We start from the raw sequence: 16,426 nt of genomic DNA, 5'->3' as shown, positions 1-16,426 counted from the left end.
GGCAGGGACCGCTTTACCAGGGAATGGGCGAGCAGAACACGCCGGTGCCTGCTCAGTGAGGGGACAGCGTGAGGTACGCCAGGCGTACGAGACCTCCATACTCCTCGACCAGGGCGCTCTCGGCCCGTTCCAGTCCGGCCCGGGTGTGCAGGACGGTCCGCGGGCGTGGGGGGATGGGCATGGAGCAAATGCCCTCCGAAGAAGCTGCCGTGATGGCACGGCGATCCTTCGAACGAGTGACTCTTCGGATGGTCACAGAGGCCGTGGCCCCGGTGGTCGACCGATCACAGCGACGGCGTCACGCCGCCCCCGAGCTCCTGGGACCTGCGGACGAACGTGTCGTGCAGGTCGCCCGCGGCGCGCGGCACGGAGCCGGTCCTGCGGCGCTGGAGCATCAGCCGCACCCGGGTGGTGGAGTCGGTGAGCGGCCGGCAGGTGATGACGCCGCGGCGCGCAGCCGGTCCACCGCGTCCAGCACGTTGATGATGTGCGGCAGCAGTTCCCGGCCCTCGGCGCTCATCCGCGCCCCGGAACGCTTGCGTTCCAGCAGGTCCACGCCCGACTCGCGCTCCAGATTCCGCACGGTCTCACTCAACGCGGGCTGGGAGAGATGGAGTTCCTCGGCGGCGCGGCGAACCGAGCCGAGCCGGGTGACCGCCGCGATGTATTGCAGCTGCTCAATTCCCACCGCGGCGGAATGCGTCTCCCGCGCGGCGCGGTTCAAGGGTTTCCCTGTCATGCCTTCGTGAAATTCGGCGGTCCGGGATGCGAGACCGGCCGATGATTCCTTGACGGCCCGGACCGGGGGCTGCGACGATCGACGGCATGAAGATGCGACTGGACCTCACGCGGCGACGCCATGTCGATCTCGCGCGTGTCTCCAGCTCCTTCTGTCGCCACGAAGCCTGACGGCCCCACGGTAGGGTCCCCTTCGCACAGGCCCGGTCCGACCCGGTGAATTCCTCCCGGCGCACCCCTGTGATCCCCGGGACCGCCGTTTCTCATTCACTCCGCGCATTTCCCACGGAATCGCCGCGCCCGTAATGCGTCATGCCTTCGTTCAGCACACCGGGAGTTCTCCGTGCCCGCCACAGAATCCGTCACGGGCGTCGCCGAACCCGTCCGATTCGCCTATTGGGTCCCGAACGTCAGCGGCGGACCGGTCACCAGCCGCATCGAGCAGCGCACCGACTGGGGGAACGACTACCACCGCGAACTCGCCGTCCCCGCCGAGAACAACGGCTTCGACCACGCGCTCAGCCAGGTCCGCTACAGGGCCAGTTACGGGGCCGAGTTCCAGCACGAGTCGACCAGCTTCAGCCTCGCCCTGCTGCTCGCCACCCAACGCCTCAAGGTGATCGCCGCCGTCCATCCGGGCCTGCGGCACCCGGGCGTGCTCGCCAAGCTCGGCGCCACGGCCGACCACCTGTCGAATTCATCGCCCGCGACACCGAGGCCGAGGCGCGCGAGATCCTCCGGGAGATCGTCGCCCAGGCCGACACCGAGGCCGTCGAGGGCTTCGGCCGGCGCGTACTGCCCCTGGTGCGCGAGCTGGAGGCCCGACTGCCGGACGGCGCGCCCGGTCCGTCCCCGTGCACGTCTGACACGGAACCGGCGCGCGTCACCGGCTCGGCACCCCGCCCCGCACCCGCTCATCACGAACTCCGCTCACGAAAGAGGACCCATGTCCCTCGTCCTGTCCGTCTCCGGCAGCCCCTCCGCCTCCTCCCGCACGGCCGGACTGCTGCGCCACCTGGACGCCCGGCTCGCCGCACAGGGCCACCAGGTGATCCCGCTCGACGTCCGCACGATCCCCGCCGAGGCCCTGCTCGGCGCCGACTTCGGCCACCCCGCCGTCGTCGAGGCGACCGAGCTCTTCGCGCGCGCCGACGGCGTCGTCATCGGCACCCCCGTCTACAAGGCCGCCTACTCGGGCGTCCTCAAGGCACTGCTCGATCTGCTCCCGCAGTACGCCCTCACCGGCAAGACCGTGCTGCCGCTGGTCACCGGGGGCAGCACCGCGCACGTCCTCGCCCTCGACTACGCACTGCGCCCCGTACTGAACTCCATGGGGGCGGCGCACATCGTCCAGGGGTGGTTCACCCTCGACAAGGACATCACCAGGGGCGAGGACGGCAGCATCACCGTGGCACCGGCCACGGCCGAGGCCCTCGCCCAGGTGGTGGACCAGTTCTCGGCCGCCCTGACGGGCAGGCCCGTCCTGGCCGCGGCGAGCTGAACCATGACCGCGAAAGTGATCGCCGACGACGCCGAGGCCCTCGCCGTCGCCACGGCGTTCGCCGAAGAGTTCCGCACCGGAGCCACGGCGAGGGACGCCGAACGCAGGCTGCCACGCGCGGAGTTGGATCGCCTGTCCGGCTCCGGACTGCTCGCCGTCACGGTGCCGGCCGGGCACGGCGGCGCGGACGTACACCAGGAGACCCTCGCGGAGATCTTCCGACGGCTGGCGTCGGCGGACGCCGGCCTCGCCCAGATCCCGCAGCACCACTTCGTGTACGTGAATGTGATCCGCGCTCAGGGCACCGACCGACAGCGGGAGTTCTTCTTCGGGGAGGTCCTGGCCGGGCGCCGCTTCGGCAACGCCCGGTCGGAGGCAGGCACCCGGCACGTGCAGGACATCCGTACCCGCCTCACGTCCCGTCCCGACGGCTCCTCCCTGCTGAGCGGTGTCAAGCACTACTGCACCGGCGCGCTGTTCGCCGACTGGATACCCGTCCTGGCCCGCGCCGAGGACGACAACCTGCACGACCCGGCCCGCTGGAAGCTCCAGCACCTCGGCCGACACGTACTCGACGGCGCCAAGCCGCCCCGCCACGGCCTGCTCTGACGCGCGCCGGGCCCCACGATCGGAGAACCGCCGCCGTGTCCCTCACCTTCCACTGGTTCCTGCCCACCAACGGCGACAGCCGCGACGTCGTCGGCGGCGGCCACGGCACACCCGCCACCGCGTCCGGCCGGGACCGGCCGCCGACGATCGGCTATCTGAGCCAGATCGCCCGTGCTGCCGAGGATCTCGGCTTCGTCGGCGCGCTCACCCCCACCGGCGCCTGGTGCGAGGACGCGTGGCTGACCACCGCGATGGTCAGCCGGGACACCGAGCGACTCAAGTTCCTGGTCGCCTTCCGGCCGGGGTTCGTGTCGCCGACACTCGCCGCGCAGATGGCGTCCACGTTCCAGCGGCAGAGCGGCGGCCGTCTCCTCCTGAACGTGGTCACCGGAGGCGAGAGCCACGAGCAGCGCGCCTACGGCGACTTCCTCGACAAGGACGCCCGGTACCGCCGTACCGGCGAATTCCTGCGGATCGTCCGGGACTTGTGGGACGGCAAGACCGTCGATCTGTCCGGCGAACACCTCCACGTCGAGGACGCGCGGCTGGCCCGGGTGCCCGACCCGGCCCCCGAGGTCTATTTCGGCGGCTCCTCACCCGTCGCCGGTGAGGTGGCCGCCCGGCACGCCGACGTCTACCTCACCTGGGGCGAACCGCCCGCCCAGGTCGCCGAGAAGATCGCGTGGATCCGCGGACTCGCGGCGGACCAGGGGCGTCGCCTCCGGTTCGGCGTCCGGCTGCACGTCATCACCCGCGACACCTCGGAGCAGGCCTGGGCCGAGGCGCGCCGGCTCCTCGACGGATTCGACCCGCGGACGGTGCGTGCGGTGCAGGCCGGACTCGCCCGCAGCGAGTCGGAGGGGCAGCGCCGCATGCTCGCACTGCACGGCGGCAGCGGCGACGGACTGGAGATCCACCCCAACCTGTGGGCCGGGATCGGCCTGGTCCGCGGCGGCGCGGGCACCGCCCTGGTCGGCAGCCACGACGAGGTGGCCGAGCGGATCGGGGAGTACCACGCGCTCGGCATCGACGAGTTCGTGCTCTCCGGCTATCCGCATCTGGAGGAGGCGTACTGGTTCGGCGAGGGCGTCCTGCCGAGGCTGGCCGAACAGGGCCTCTGGCGGCACCCGTTCGCGCCGACGCCCGCGCCCGCGGCACAGGTCCCCTTCACGGGCTGAGCGGCGCCGGCGATCCCAGTGAGCCGAGGTGCGCCCGGCGCACCTCGGCCGTCTGCCCCTGCACCAGCAGGAACATCCCCTCCCGCGCCAGCCGCTGCGCCGGACTGTCCAGACCCATGGCCCGGCCGCCGCCGGCCACCACCGCGGCGGTCGTGGCCGCGCGCATCACGTCGTACGCCCGCGTCTTGGCGGCCAGCCGCTCCTCGATCCGCTCGCCCGGCACCGGATGGTCGGCCAGCCCGTACGCCACCCGCCTGACCTCGTCGAGGCGGGCGCGCAATTCCTGGGCGGTGGCTCGCGCGGCCGGATCGCCGTCCGGGGAGTCGAGCAGGCCGAGCGCCGCTTCGGTGATGCCGAAGACGGCGGGGGAGGCGTTGGTGTTCTTCGGACGGTCACCCTCCGCCCACGTCGCGTAGGGGACCCGGAGGGCGACGGCGTCGTCCGGCAGCAGGAGGCCGTCCAGTTCCAGCGACACCGTCCGGGACGCGGTGAGCGCGGCGAGCCGCATCGGCGGCGAGGGGCGCAGACCGGGCTGCTCGCGGGCTTCGGTGAACGCGAACAGCGCCTCGTCGGCGTCCGTCACACCGGCCAGCAGCATCACGTCGTTGAGTCCCCATCCCGTGTACCAGGGCACCGTGCCGTCGAAGCGCCAGCCGTCGCGCTCCCGTGACACGCGCACGGGGACGCGCGGATGGGCACGCAACTGCGCGTAGGCGACCCCCGACAGCAGCTCACCGCTCGCCAGCGGCCTCAACAGGCGCTCCCGCAGGGGGCGTTCGCACTGAGCGAGTGTCGTGACCGGCGTGTGGTGCTGCGTCTGGACGAACCAGGTCGAGCAGCACGCCCCCGCCAGGATCTCCGCGACCTCCCGTACCACCGCAGCCGGTGCCGCCGCCCCTCCGTACGCCACCGGCGCGCTCAGCCCGAGCAGCCCCGACCGCTTGACGGCCTCGATGCTGTCCGCCGGCACGCCCTCCTGGTCGACGAGCTGCGCCCGGGGCGCCAGCACCTCGGCCGCCAGCCGCCGGGCGGAGGTGACGAGCGGATGGGGTGGGGTGGTCATCGAAGATTTCTCCCGCTTCTTTCCTGGCGCGTGTCGATCCGGCGCTCTCCCGTTCGTGTAGTCAAGGAGAGACCACCGAGGAGGCCACACCATGAAGTACTACCTCTTGAGCGTCATGCAGCCGGTGGGCGAGCCGCCCGCGCCCGAGGCCCTGGAAGAGATCATGCACAACCTGGACGTCTTCCACACGGAGCTGCGTGAGGCCGGTGCCTGGGTGTTCGCCGGCGGCCTGCACGGGCCGGAGACGGCCACCGTGCTGCGCGCCCGGGACGGTGACGTCCTGGTCACCGACGGCCCCTACACCGAGAGCAAGGAGTATCTGGGAGGGATCTGCCTGATCAAGGCACCCGACCTGGACGAGGCGCTCGCCTGGGGCCGTAAGGCGACGCTGGCGACGACGCTGCCCATCGAGGTGCGGCCGTTCACGCACGAGGCCGAGGACGTATGACCGTCTCCACGGCGGGGCGGCGCGCGTGAGCGCCACCGCGGCGGAGATCGAAGCCGTGTTCCGCGCCGAGTACGGCCGCGCGGTCGCCGTCCTCATCCGCTTCCTCGGCGACATCGACCTCGCCGAGGAAGCGGTGCAGGACGCGTTCGCCACGGCCGTGCGCACGTGGCCGGAGACCGGCACACCGGCGAGCCCCGCCGGGTGGATCATCACCACCGCCCGCAACCGCGCCGTCGACCGGCTGCGCCGGGAGTCCACCCGGGACGCGCGGCACGCCGAGGCGGCCCGGCTCTACGCACCCGAGGCACCCGCCGAGGAGGGACCCGTGCGTGACGACCGGCTCCGTCTGATCTTCACCTGCTGTCATCCCGCGCTCGCCACCCCGGCCCAGGTGGCGCTCACCCTGAGACTCCTGGGTGGTCTGACCACCCCGCAGATCGCGCGCGCCTTCCTGGTCCCCGAGCCGACCATGGCGCAGCGGCTGGTCCGGGCGAAGGCGAAGATCCGCGACGCGGGCATCCCGTACCGGGTCCCGCGCGACGCCGACCTCCCGGAGCGCGTCAAGGGAGTGCTCGCCGTCGTCTACCTGATCTACAACGAGGGCTACGGCGGCCGGGAGGACCTCTGCGCGGAGGCCGTCCGCCTGGCGCGGCTGCTCGTCGAGCTCATGCCGGACGAGCCCGAGGCGCTCGGTCTGCTCGCACTGGTCCTGCTCATCGAGGCACGCCGGCCCGCCCGCGCGACAGCGGACGGCGACCTGGTCCTCCTCGCCGACCAGGACCGCTCCCTGTGGGACCGGGGCCTGATCGCCGAGGGTCAGGCCCTGGTACGGCGCTGTCTGCGCCTGAACCGGCCGGGCCCGTACCAGATCCAGGCGGCGGTCAACGCCGTGCACAGCGACGCCCCGACCGCCGATGCCACGGACTGGGGCCAGATCCTCCGCCTCTACGACCAGCTGACGGTCGTCGCGCCCGGCCCGGTGGTCGCCCTCAACCGGGCCGTCGCGGTGGCGGAGACCGACGGCCCGGCGGCGGCCCTCGCGATCGTCGACGCGCTCGACCTGGACGGCTACCACGCCCACCACGCCGTACGGGCCGAGCTGCTGCGCCGGCTGGGCCGCACGGCGGAAGCCGCGCAGGCCTACGAGGCGGCCGTCGCGCTCACCGCGAACGACGCCGAGCGAGCACACCTCGAACGCCGCCGACGGGCCCTGCCGGACGCGTAGCCGGGCCCGCCCTCCACCTGGCGATCACGGCCGGTGACGGAAAGTAGTCCGTCGCCCCCGGAATTTCTCCGCGAGCCGGAAAGGTTGGCCATTACATCCAGATACGGTTGGGTTATACATCCAACCGTCGAGCACGTTCGCGCGGCCGGTCCGCCGGCCCGCGCCCCGACCAGCGAGGCACCGTGAACCAGTCGACCCCCGAACAGCCCGCCGACGTCGTCTCCCGGCTGCGCGCCACCTTCCGCTCCGGCCGCACCAAGCCCGTCGCGTGGCGCACGGACCAGGCGCGCCGACTGCGCGAGATGCTCACCTCGCACGGCGAGGACCTCGCCGCCGCCCTCCGCGAGGACCTCGGCAAGAGCTCCACCGAAGCCTTCCGTACCGAGATCGACTTCACCGTGCGCGAGATCGACCACACCCTCGAACACCTCGACGGCTGGCTGCTGCCGGAATCCGCCCCGGTCCTGGCGCACCTCGGCGCCGACGCCACGGCCTGGACGCAGTACGACCCCCTCGGCGTCGTGCTGGTCATCGCCCCCTGGAACTATCCGCTGCAACTCCTGCTGACCCCGATGCTCGGCGCACTGGCCGCGGGCAACGCCGTGGTCGCCAAGCCCAGCGAACTTGCGCCGGCCACCTCCGCCGCGCTCGCGCGGCTGCTGCCGCGCCACCTCGACACCGACGCGGTCGCCGTCGTCGAGGGCGGCGTCCCCGGGACGACGGCCCTGCTGGCCGAGCGGTTCGACCAGATCTTCTACACCGGCAACGGCACGGTCGGCCGCATCGTCATGCGGGCCGCCGCCGAACACCTCACCCCGGTCGCCCTCGAACTCGGCGGCAAGTCACCGGCGTTCGTCGACCGCGACGCCGACCTCGGCACCGTCGCGGGCCGGTTGGCCCGCGGCAAGTTCCTCAACGCCGGGCAGACCTGCGTCGCGCCCGACTACGTCCTCACCGACCCGGAGACCGCCCGCGCCCTGGAGGCCGAACTCATCCGGGCCACCGAGGCGCTCTTCGGCACCGAGCCGCGGACGTCCGCCGAGTACGGGCGGATCGTCAACGAACGGCACTTCGACCGGCTCACCGCGCTGCTCGGTTCCGGCCGCACCGTCGTCGGCGGCGACAGCGACCGGGAGACCAAGTACATCGCGCCGACCGTGCTCGCCGACGTCGACCCCAAGTCACCCGTGATGCAGGAGGAGATCTTCGGCCCGATCCTCCCGATCGTCACCGTGGCCGACCTCGACGAGGCCATCGGCTTCATCAACGACCGCGACAAACCCCTCGCCCTGTACGTCTTCACCGACTCCGACACCACCCGGCGGCGGATCGCCGCGGAGACCTCGTCCGGAGGCCTCGGCTTCGGGTTGCCCCTCGCCCATCTGACCGTCTCCGACCTGCCGTTCGGCGGAGTCGGGGAGAGCGGCATGGGCAGCTACCACGGCCGCTGGTCCATCGAGACGTTCAGCCACCGCAAGGCGGTGCTGGAGAAGCCGCTCGGCTGAGCCGAGACGACGGCCCGCGCCCGTGAACACCGGCGCGGGCCACGGTACTTCGGGGCCCGTCACAGCACCTCGGTCTCCGCCCGGCCCGCCTCGCCCCACAGCGTGTGGAAGCTGCCGTCGCGGTCGGTGCGCCGGTAGGTGTGGGCGCCGAAGTAGTCCCGCTGCCCCTGGGTGAGGGCGGCGGGGAGGCGGTCGGCGCGCAGCGTGTCGTAGTACGACAGGGCGGCCGAGAACGCCGGCACCGGCACACCCCGGCGCGCGGCCGTCGCGATCACCTCGCGCCAGGGGACCTGTGCATCCTTGATCTCGGCGGCGAAGCCCGCGTCCGAGAGCAGGCTGACCAGAGCGGGGTCGACGGCGTAGGCGGCGCGGATGCGGTCCAGGAAGGCGGCCCGGATGATGCAGCCGCCGCGCCAGATCTTCGCGACCTCGCCGAGGTCGATGTCCCAGCCGTACTCGTCGGCGGCGTCCAGGATCATCTTCCAGCCCTGGTCGTAGGCGATCAGCTTGGACGCGTACAGGGCGTGCTCGACCTGGCTGGTGAAGCGTTCCGCCTCGGTGGCGGACAGCTCCCAGTGGGTGCCGCCGGGCAGGTCCCGGTACGCGGCGCGCAGCCCGGACTGGCTGGAGGCGGCACGGGCGAACGTCGCCTGCGAGATCGCCGTCACCGGGGAGCCCAGGTCGAGCGCGGTCTGCACGGTCCAGCGGCCGGTGCCCTTCTGCCCGGCGGCGTCGACCACGACGTCCACGAACGGCGCGCCGCTCGCGGGGTCCGTGTGCGCCAGTACCTCGGCGGTGATCTCGATCAGATACGAGTCGAGGCGGCCCTTGTTCCAGCGGCGGAAGATCTCCGCGATCTGCGCGGGTGTGTACCCTCCGACGCGCCGGAGCAGGTCGTAGGCCTCGCCGATCAGCTGCATGTCGGCGTACTCGATGCCGTTGTGGACCATCTTCACGAAGTGCCCGGCGCCGTCCGTGCCGATGTGGGTGGCACACGGCTCACCGTCGACCTTGGCGCTGATCGACTCGAACATCGGGCCGAGCGACGCGTACGACTCCGGTGACCCGCCGGGCATGATGCTCGGGCCGTTCAACGCGCCCTCCTCGCCGCCCGAGACGCCCGCCCCCACGAAATGGATGCCACGCTCGCGCAGTGACTGCTCGCGGCGGCGGGTGTCGGCGAAGTGGGCGTTGCCACCGTCGATGATCATGTCGCCCGATTCGAGCAGCGGGGCGAACTCCTCGATGACGGCGTCGGTCGCCGCGCCCGCCTGCACCATGATCATGAGACGGCGCGGGCGTTCCAGCGCGGCCACGAACTCCTCCGCCGTTCCGGCCGCCACGAAGGCGCCCTCGTGCCCGAACTCCTCGATCAGCGCCTTGGTCCGGGCGGGGGTGCGGTTGTGGACGGCGACGGTGTACCCGTGCCGGGCGAAGTTCCGGGCCAGATTGCGGCCCATCACCGCGAGCCCTGTGACACCGATCTGCGCGGTCGCCTTCATGGTGTGCTCCTTGGATCCGGATCTGCGTCCCCGCGTACCTGACGGGCGAGCAGTCGACTGTCGCTCTCCTGGTCAAGTACGGACGGCGGGGGCCGCGGCGTTCAGCGTGAAGGCGTTGTCCGCGCGGTGAGTTCCTACGGCCGCTCCCGCAGCCGCCATCCGTGGTCGACGGGGCCGATGCCGGCACCGAGCGCGAAGCCCGCCGCGATGGCCGACGTGACGTACTCCTTGGCCTGCCGCACGGCGTCGGGCACCGAACGGCCCTCGGCCAGCCCCACCGCGATCGCCGAGGCGAGGGTGCACCCCGTGCCGTGGGTGTGCCGGTTGTCGTGCCGCGGCGCGCGCAGCCAGTGCTCCTGGGTCCCGTCGGTGAGCAGATCGACGGCCTGTCCCGGAAGATGACCGCCCTTCACCAGGGCCCAGCGGGGGCCGAAGTCCAGCAGTCGCCCGGCCGCCCGGCGCATGCCCGCCTCGTCTTCCACGGTCACGCCCGTGAGTTCGGCGACCTCGTCGAGATTGGGCGTCACCACCGTCGCCACCGGCAGCAGACGGCCGCGCACCGCGTCCAGCGCGTCGTCGGCCAGCAGTCGGTCCCCGTGCTTGGAGACGCTCACCGGATCGACGACGACGGGCGCGGGCACGTCCGCCAGCAGTTCGGCCACCGCCGTGACCAGACCGGGCGATGCCAGCATTCCCGTCTTCACGGCCTGTACGCCGATGTCGTCGACGACGCTGCGGTACTGGGCGCGCACCGCCTCCACGGGCAGTTCCCAAGCACCCTGCACACCCACCGAGTTCTGTGCCGTGACCGCGGTGATCACGCTCATGCCGTGCGCGCCGAGCGCCAGCATCGTCTTCAGGTCGGCCTGGATCCCGGCGCCACCGCCGGAGTCGGAACCGGCGATCGTCAGGACCAGAGGTGGCCGGGGCATGGGGGTGCTCCTCTCAGCGGTGCTGCGTGCGGACGGCCTGCGGGGCCGTCAGTGATCGGGAACGGCGCTGCGGCCGCGCGACCGCAGCGGGGCGTACACGGCGAGCGCGACGAGGAACGCCACGTAGTAGGAGAGGTCGGCGCCGTGCAGCGCCTCGGCGACCGGACCCACGTACAGACCGGTGTTCATGAACGGGACGGCCGCGGCGAACGCGGCGACGAACGCCGGCATCGCGGGCCAGGCCGGCCGCGGAAGCGACGCCTCGGCGGTGACGTCGAACGCGGCACCGCCGCGGGCGCGGGCCCGTACGACCCAGTCCACGACGACGATCGCGACGAACCCGGGGATCCAGTAGCCGACGAACAGCAGCACGTTCTGGAAACGCGTGGTGGTGTCGGCCGCGTGCATCCACAGCACCAGCGGGAAGCCGAGCACGGCGGCGAGCGCGGCGGCCACCGGGCGGGGCACACGCACCCCCACGGTCTGCAGGGCCAGCGAACCGCTGTAGTCGTTCATCGCGTTGCTGCACACCGCCGCCAGCGCCACCGCCAGCAGTCCGAACGCGCCGGCGGCCCCGCCGCCCAGCAACTCGTCGACACCCGCGGCGGTCTGGTCCGTGAGCACGGACGCGCCCCACAGTCCGAGGGCCTGCACGGCCACGAACGACACCACGAGACCCAGCAGCGTGCACCAGAACATGCGCGGGCGGGAGGTGCCCCGCGGCAGATACCGGCTGAAGTCCGTCGCGTACGGCGCCCAGGACAGGGCGAGGCTCAGCGCGATGGTGCTGGTCAGCACGAACGCGCCCGCACGGTCGGCGCCCGCCGCCGCACCCGCCGAGGCCGGGTGGACGCCGTCCAGCATCCGCCAGGCGATGGCCGCGAACGAGACGGCGAGCACGAAGGTCATGACGATCTGGAGGCGGTGGATCGCCTCGTACCCCAGGACACCCAGGGCGCCCTGCGCGGCCATCATGACCAGCACTCCGACCCAGAACGGCCAGCCGCACAGCCGGGCCAGCGCGTCCCCGCCGAACAGCCCGATCAGCGCGTCCCAGGCCACCGACGACACCCACTGCAGGATGCCGGGCAGCGCCACGGCGCGGCCGAAGGCCAGCCGGGCCAGGGGGAGTTGGCCGGTGCCGGTGAGGCCGCCCCAGGTGCTCAGATAGGCGGTGGGCAGGGCGCCGAGCACGGTGCCCAGGACGACCGCGGCGAGCGCGGTGCCGAAGTCCAGGCCGAGCGCGACGCCGATGGTCCCGGTGAACACACCCGTCATGGTCAGATTGGGGGCGAACCACACCGTGAACAGCCGTCCGGCCCCGCCGTACCGGTTCCCCTCCGGGACCGGCTCGATTCCGTGTCCCTCGACCCTCAGGTCACCGGGAGCGGCCGGCATCCTGCCGTCGAAGACGGCCGGCCGGCCGTCGGCGGGCACCCCGCCGGAAACATGCGCCAATGGCATGAAGACATCCCTCCGCCAGTACGAACTGGTTCAGGTTCGACGGGTGTGATCTCAGCCCTCGATCGGGGCACCCCGTGTCCGGTACGACGCACACCCTAACGGACGTCGTGACCGGCGGGTGAGCCCAGGTGTTAGCCCGTATGTCCGACGCGGGGGCGACGCCGCACACGTCCCGGCGGACACTGGGGGCAACCGTATGGCGGGCCGGCCCGCAGCCCTGTCATCCCCGGACGCGCTGAGGAGTCACGGCATGCCGCTTCTTCACTCGGGCGACCTGGGCATCCACTACCAGGTCGTGGGGGAGGGCGACCCGCTCGTCCTGGTCCACGGCTCCTGGAACGACCACATGTCGTGGCGCCCGGTCATCGACGCCGACGCCCGGGCGTCGTTCCGGGTGATCACCTACGACCGGCGGGGCCACGGCCGCAGCGAGGCGGCACCGGGTCAGGGCACCCGGCGGGAGGACGAGGACGACCTCGCGGCCGTGATCGAGCAGGTGGCGGGGGCGTCCGCGCACGTGGCGGGGAACTCCTTCGGGGCCTCGATCACGCTGGGCCTGGCCACACGCAGCCCCGGGCTGTTCCGGAGCGTCACGGCCCACGAACCCCCGCTCTTCGCGATCGTCGCCGACGACGAGGACGCCATGGCAGAGCTCGGCCCGACGCGGGCCTCGATCGACGCGACCCTCGACCACCTGCGCAACGGCGAGTACGAGCAGGCCGCTTGGCTGTTCGTGGAGGAGGTCGCCCTCGGGCCGGGCATGTGGGACCGGCTGCCGGCCGAGGTGCGTGAGACGTTCGTGCACAACGCGCCCACGTGGCTGGACGAACAGTCCGACCCCGGCTGGGCGGTCCTGGATCTCGACGGCCTCGCCCGCTGCCCCGTACCGCTGCTGCTGAGCCGGGGTTCCGAGAGCCCGGCGTGGACGGCGAAGGTCCTCGACCGGCTGGCGGCGGCCGTGCCACAGGCGCGGTACCAGGTCCTCGAAGGGGCGGGGCACATCCCCCACATCACCCACCCGGAGCAGTACGTCGAGGCGCTCACCCGCTTCATCTCCCGGCCGCCGGCCCCGGGCGGACGGACGGAAGGAGGCAGCACGCCGTGACCGTGATCTCCCTGAAGTCCGCGCGGCTGCGCGACGGACTCACCCTTCCGTACGCCGAGGCCGGGTATCCCGGGGGCACGCCGGTCGTCTTCGTCCACGGGCTGGCCGACTCCTGGTGGTCCTTCGAGCCGCTGCTGCGGCGTCTGCCGGCGTCCCTGTACGGCTACGCGCCCACCCAGCGCGGGCACGGCGACGCCGACCGCCCTGCCACCGGGTACGCGCCCGAGGACTTCGCCGCCGACCTGGTGGCCTTCCTCGACGCCGCGGACATCCCGCGCGCCGTCCTCGTCGGCGCCGCCGCCGGCGGCGTGCCGGCCCGGATCGTCGCGGGCAGCCACCCCGACCGGATCTCCGGACTGGTGCTGCTCGGCGTGCCGGCGACGCTCGCGGACAAGCCGGCGGTCGACGCGATGCGGGAGAGCGTGCGGGAGCTGTCGGATCCCGTGCCACGTGATGTCGTCGAGGCCTTCATGGTCGCCGCCGTGGGGGATCGCCCGGTCGCCCGGGGACTCGTCGAGACCATGGTCGAGGAAAACCTCAAAGTTCCCGCGCACGTCTGGCAGGAGACCCTGGACGGTCTGCTGCAGGCCGATCTCCGCGCCACCCTCGCGGGCATCCTGGTGCCCACTCTCGTGATCTGGGGAGAGCAGGACGGCATCGCGCCCCGCGAGGACCAGCAGACCATCCTCGACGCCATCCACGGATCACGCCTGCTCGCCTACGAGGGGACGGGCCATGCCGTCCACTGGGAACAGCCAGAGCGCGTGGTCGCCGACATCGCCGCCTTCGTCGCGGGCATCGAACACCCCGGTACCTCCGCGACGCCGTGAGGATCCGCGGTCCCGGCATCCCGCGGACGCGGATGTGCCCGCCCCGGCAGGGCGGGCACACGCACGGGCGCAAGGGGACGAGACAGCAAGAGCTACGAAGTCTGACCGTCCGTCACATCCGTGATCCGCCAACGCTGGTTGGCGCCGGAGTTCGGCGTCCACATCGTGACCGCCGACCCTTCGGCGGTGGCCTGGCCGCCCACCTCCAGCAGCCCGCCGGTGGCCGCGTTCACCAGCGTCCACGTGCCGTCGCCGGTGGTCGACATGATCCACTGCGTGGCCCTGTCGCGCGGACCGCTGTCCGCCTCCACCACCGGGGCTCCGTCCCGCACGGCCAGCCGCTTGCCCCCGACCGCGTCGGCGAACACGTACCGCTGCCGGCTGCCGGTGTCACCGGTGACCTGGAGCAGCCGCCACCGCTGTCCCGCGTCGCCCGGCCCCGTGGCCGCGGACCTGATGACGAGCCTGGTGCCGTCGTCCGCGACGGTCAGGTCCTTGCCGCTCTGCACGCCCGTCAGCTCGTAGGCGTGGCCCTCGCGCAGCAGAGCCGCGTCCTCGGCCACCCCGGACACGCCCTTGACGAGGAAGGACGTCACCGACTGGGCGGGCACGGTGAAGGTCGCCTGCCGCCCGGTGACCCGGACCGGCGTCCCGCGGACCAGCTTGCCCCCGGAGCTCGTCACGACGGGAGTGATCGCCGCGTCGCCCGCGACGTGACCGAATCCGGACAGGTCGATCGTCACCGTACGGGAGTCGGTGGAGCTGTTGACGTGGACGACGGTCGCCGCGTTGCCGCTCCTGGACACGGCGGCGGCGCTGGACCTGTCGTCGGTCTTGACGAGCCGGTCGCCCGGCTTGATGTAGTGGGTGAAGTTGCGGGCCGTGTCGAACTTGGTGTTCGTGCGGACCGGGCACGTCTCCAGGGTGTCGGCCGAGGTGCAGCTGAACGGGACTTGGATACTGCCCCAGTTGCCGCCCTTGGCCGACTCCCCGCCCGGCTTCATGTTGTCGTAGTCCTCGACGGGCTGCCAGAACACCCAGGCGCGCGGCTCGAGTTCGCGCAGGTCGTCGACCATCTGCTGGGCCAGCCCGAGACCGGGCCGCATGTCCGTGAAGCTCTGTCCGTCGCCCCAGTCGCCCTCGACCTCGCTCATCCACAGGGGCTTGTCCGCCGCCTTGGCCAGGTCGCGGACACTGGTACGCCCGCCCGTGCCGTAGGTGTGCACGTTCATCCGGCCGACGAGCGAGCGGACGTCCTGCGGGTAGGTGTTCCAGTTCTGCGTGAACAGGCCCGGGTTGGTCTCGTCCATCGCCGAGATCTTCGTGCCCGTTTTCGCGGCCTTCAGGGCCGGGGCCAGTGCCCGGATCACCTTCTGCTGGAGCTCCGGCCCGATGTGGGCGCCTTCCTGACGGCCGCCGACCGGTTTGCCGTCCGCGCCCAGTCGTGTGCTCCAGTAACCGGTGTTGGGCTCGTTGAACGGGTCGACGGTGTCGACCTTGATGTGGTGCGCCTTCTCCAGTCGTGCGGTCGCCCCCGCCAGGTAGGCGGCGAAGTCGTCGACGGACTCCTCCTTGAGCTGGTCCGCGTCGGCGTCGAACCCGCCCGAGACGTAGCCGCTCCTGGTCATGAACCAGGGCGGGGAGTTGCTGAACGTCTCCCAGTGGTCGATGTCCTTCTTGATCCGGTCCACCCACCAGCGCTGTGTGGCGTCGGCGTTCGGCTTCCAGTCGGCCGCGTCGTCGGCGCTCCACCAGTCGGTGTCCGTGCGGGTGGTGCCCTCCGGTGCCTTCCACCAGCCGTCGACGGCTTCGCCTGCACGCAGGTAGTCCTGGACGTCGGGGGCGTTGCCGCCGCCTATGTTGTAGCGGGCGATGTTGAGCGCGAGGCCGTCGTCGTCGAAGAGCAGCTTCGCCAGCTTCTCGCGGATCTCCGGCGGGTAGTCGCCGGTGGCGTTGGCGAACCAGACCAGGCTGGTGCCCCAGCCCTCGAAGCTCTGCTCCTTGTAGGAGGGGTCGGGCCGGACGGTGACGGCCGCCTGGGCCACCGCGGGGGTCTCCGCCTGTGTCGGCGGTGCGGTGAGCAGGGCTGCCCCGGTGGCCAGGGCGGTGACGGAGATGGTTCCCAGAAGCCGTCTTGTGCGGGTACGGCGTGCCAATGTGTGCTCCCAACTCGTCGATCGACGTTTCGGTGCACCGCCGTGGCCCTCGCGGGGCACGGCGGAACGACCCCCGGACGGGCGCCTGACCGTCCGGGGGTGTCAGGGGAGGGCGACCGCGCGACGGACCCAGGGAGCTTCGTTCGGATCAGCTCGGGTCCGCAGCGCCC

Annotated in this window: 14 protein-coding genes, 3 pseudogenes and 1 riboswitch; of the genes and pseudogenes, 10 read left to right on the top strand and 7 right to left on the bottom strand. The window is 72.1% G+C overall.

Annotated features, from left to right (window positions below):
• Window positions 1-52 precede the first annotated feature (52 nt).
• A complete protein-coding gene (locus ACZ4IF_RS30055) occupies window positions 53-181 on the bottom strand; it encodes a hypothetical protein (RefSeq protein WP_467568341.1) in 129 nt (42 codons plus the stop codon).
• 261 nt (window positions 182-442) lie between these two features.
• Window positions 443-688: pseudogene (locus tag ACZ4IF_RS30050) on the bottom strand (LysR family transcriptional regulator); the annotation flags it as partial.
• 137 nt (window positions 689-825) lie between these two features.
• Between ACZ4IF_RS30050 and ACZ4IF_RS30045 the strand changes: the two are divergent.
• From ACZ4IF_RS30045 to ACZ4IF_RS30025, 5 genes and pseudogenes are all read left to right on the top strand, one after another.
• On the top strand, window positions 826-909 hold the full coding sequence (locus ACZ4IF_RS30045; protein ID WP_467568573.1) for a putative leader peptide: 84 nt from the start codon (window positions 826-828) through the stop codon (window positions 907-909).
• A gap of 172 nt (window positions 910-1,081) precedes the next feature.
• Window positions 1,082-1,423: pseudogene (locus tag ACZ4IF_RS30040) on the top strand (LLM class flavin-dependent oxidoreductase); the annotation flags it as partial.
• A gap of 261 nt (window positions 1,424-1,684) precedes the next feature.
• Window positions 1,685-2,239 (top strand): NADPH-dependent FMN reductase, encoded by a 555-nt coding sequence (gene ssuE / locus ACZ4IF_RS30035; RefSeq protein WP_467568571.1) that lies wholly within the window; start codon window positions 1,685-1,687, stop codon window positions 2,237-2,239.
• Window positions 2,240-2,242: 3 nt separating this feature from the next.
• Window positions 2,243-2,767: pseudogene (locus tag ACZ4IF_RS30030) on the top strand (acyl-CoA dehydrogenase family protein); the annotation flags it as partial.
• Between the two features lie 116 nt (window positions 2,768-2,883).
• Entirely contained in the window at window positions 2,884-4,026 is a 1,143-nt protein-coding gene (locus ACZ4IF_RS30025) for an LLM class flavin-dependent oxidoreductase (protein ID WP_467568338.1), read from the top strand.
• Here the strand turns inward: ACZ4IF_RS30025 and ACZ4IF_RS30020 are convergent.
• Window positions 4,016-5,089, bottom strand: a complete 1,074-nt coding sequence (locus ACZ4IF_RS30020; RefSeq protein WP_467568336.1) for an acyl-CoA dehydrogenase family protein — start codon at window positions 5,087-5,089, stop codon at window positions 4,016-4,018. The genes ACZ4IF_RS30025 and ACZ4IF_RS30020 overlap by 11 nt on opposite strands.
• Before the next feature lie 91 nt (window positions 5,090-5,180).
• Between ACZ4IF_RS30020 and ACZ4IF_RS30015 the strand changes: the two genes are divergently transcribed.
• The 3 genes from ACZ4IF_RS30015 to ACZ4IF_RS30005 all read left to right on the top strand — a co-directional run bounded on the left by ACZ4IF_RS30015 (window position 5,181) and on the right by ACZ4IF_RS30005 (window position 8,267).
• A complete protein-coding gene (locus tag ACZ4IF_RS30015) occupies window positions 5,181-5,537 on the top strand; it encodes a YciI family protein (protein WP_467568334.1) in 357 nt (118 codons plus the stop codon).
• 25 nt (window positions 5,538-5,562) lie between these two features.
• Complete coding sequence (locus ACZ4IF_RS30010; protein ID WP_467568332.1) at window positions 5,563-6,762, top strand: RNA polymerase sigma factor; 1,200 nt, start codon at window positions 5,563-5,565, stop codon at window positions 6,760-6,762.
• Between the two features lie 182 nt (window positions 6,763-6,944).
• The gene (locus ACZ4IF_RS30005; protein ID WP_467568330.1) at window positions 6,945-8,267 is read left to right on the top strand and encodes an aldehyde dehydrogenase family protein; all 1,323 of its coding nucleotides are present in this window, start codon (window positions 6,945-6,947) and stop codon (window positions 8,265-8,267) included.
• A gap of 59 nt (window positions 8,268-8,326) precedes the next feature.
• On the opposite strand, the gene gndA is transcribed toward ACZ4IF_RS30005, so the two are convergent.
• From gndA to ACZ4IF_RS29990, 3 genes are all read right to left on the bottom strand, one after another.
• Window positions 8,327-9,769: an NADP-dependent phosphogluconate dehydrogenase gene (gndA, locus tag ACZ4IF_RS30000; RefSeq protein ID WP_359490362.1), complete on the bottom strand. Its 1,443-nt coding sequence runs from the start codon at window positions 9,767-9,769 to the stop codon at window positions 8,327-8,329.
• Between the two features lie 134 nt (window positions 9,770-9,903).
• On the bottom strand, window positions 9,904-10,701 hold the full coding sequence (thiD, locus tag ACZ4IF_RS29995) for a bifunctional hydroxymethylpyrimidine kinase/phosphomethylpyrimidine kinase (RefSeq protein ID WP_467568328.1): 798 nt from the start codon (window positions 10,699-10,701) through the stop codon (window positions 9,904-9,906).
• Window positions 10,702-10,749: 48 nt separating this feature from the next.
• The gene (locus ACZ4IF_RS29990; RefSeq protein ID WP_467568326.1) at window positions 10,750-12,165 is read right to left on the bottom strand and encodes a purine-cytosine permease family protein; all 1,416 of its coding nucleotides are present in this window, start codon (window positions 12,163-12,165) and stop codon (window positions 10,750-10,752) included.
• Window positions 12,156-12,250: riboswitch (TPP riboswitch) on the bottom strand. (Overlaps the previous gene by 10 nt.)
• A gap of 165 nt (window positions 12,251-12,415) precedes the next feature.
• On the opposite strand from ACZ4IF_RS29990, the gene ACZ4IF_RS29985 reads away from it, so the two are divergent.
• Together ACZ4IF_RS29985 and ACZ4IF_RS29980 are read left to right on the top strand one after the other, a co-directional pair.
• Complete coding sequence (locus ACZ4IF_RS29985) at window positions 12,416-13,270, top strand: alpha/beta fold hydrolase (RefSeq protein WP_467568324.1); 855 nt, start codon at window positions 12,416-12,418, stop codon at window positions 13,268-13,270.
• On the top strand, window positions 13,267-14,100 hold the full coding sequence (locus ACZ4IF_RS29980) for an alpha/beta fold hydrolase (protein WP_467568322.1): 834 nt from the start codon (window positions 13,267-13,269) through the stop codon (window positions 14,098-14,100). The genes ACZ4IF_RS29985 and ACZ4IF_RS29980 overlap by 4 nt, the downstream gene beginning before the upstream one ends.
• 92 nt (window positions 14,101-14,192) lie before the next feature.
• Here ACZ4IF_RS29980 and ACZ4IF_RS29975 read toward each other — a convergent pair whose 3' ends face one another.
• A complete protein-coding gene (locus ACZ4IF_RS29975; RefSeq protein ID WP_467568320.1) occupies window positions 14,193-16,256 on the bottom strand; it encodes an RICIN domain-containing protein in 2,064 nt (687 codons plus the stop codon).
• Window positions 16,257-16,426 lie beyond the last annotated feature (170 nt).

This window comes from Streptomyces sp. NPDC025784, assembly GCF_055558435.1.
This window is presented reverse-complemented; position numbering and strand designations above follow the sequence as displayed.

Coding starts and splice junctions, on each gene's coding strand:
- ACZ4IF_RS29990 (WP_467568326.1), bottom strand. CDS start 12,165: ATGCCATTGGCGCATGTTTCCGGCGGGGTGCCCGCCGACGGCCGGCCG.
- ACZ4IF_RS29985 (WP_467568324.1), top strand. CDS start 12,416: ATGCCGCTTCTTCACTCGGGCGACCTGGGCATCCACTACCAGGTCGTG.
- thiD (WP_467568328.1), bottom strand. CDS start 10,701: ATGCCCCGGCCACCTCTGGTCCTGACGATCGCCGGTTCCGACTCCGGC.
- gndA (WP_359490362.1), bottom strand. CDS start 9,769: ATGAAGGCGACCGCGCAGATCGGTGTCACAGGGCTCGCGGTGATGGGC.
- ACZ4IF_RS30045 (WP_467568573.1), top strand. CDS start 826: ATGAAGATGCGACTGGACCTCACGCGGCGACGCCATGTCGATCTCGCG.
- ACZ4IF_RS30015 (WP_467568334.1), top strand. CDS start 5,181: ATGAAGTACTACCTCTTGAGCGTCATGCAGCCGGTGGGCGAGCCGCCC.
- ACZ4IF_RS30020 (WP_467568336.1), bottom strand. CDS start 5,089: ATGACCACCCCACCCCATCCGCTCGTCACCTCCGCCCGGCGGCTGGCG.
- ssuE (WP_467568571.1), top strand. CDS start 1,685: ATGTCCCTCGTCCTGTCCGTCTCCGGCAGCCCCTCCGCCTCCTCCCGC.
- ACZ4IF_RS30055 (WP_467568341.1), bottom strand. CDS start 181: ATGCCCATCCCCCCACGCCCGCGGACCGTCCTGCACACCCGGGCCGGA.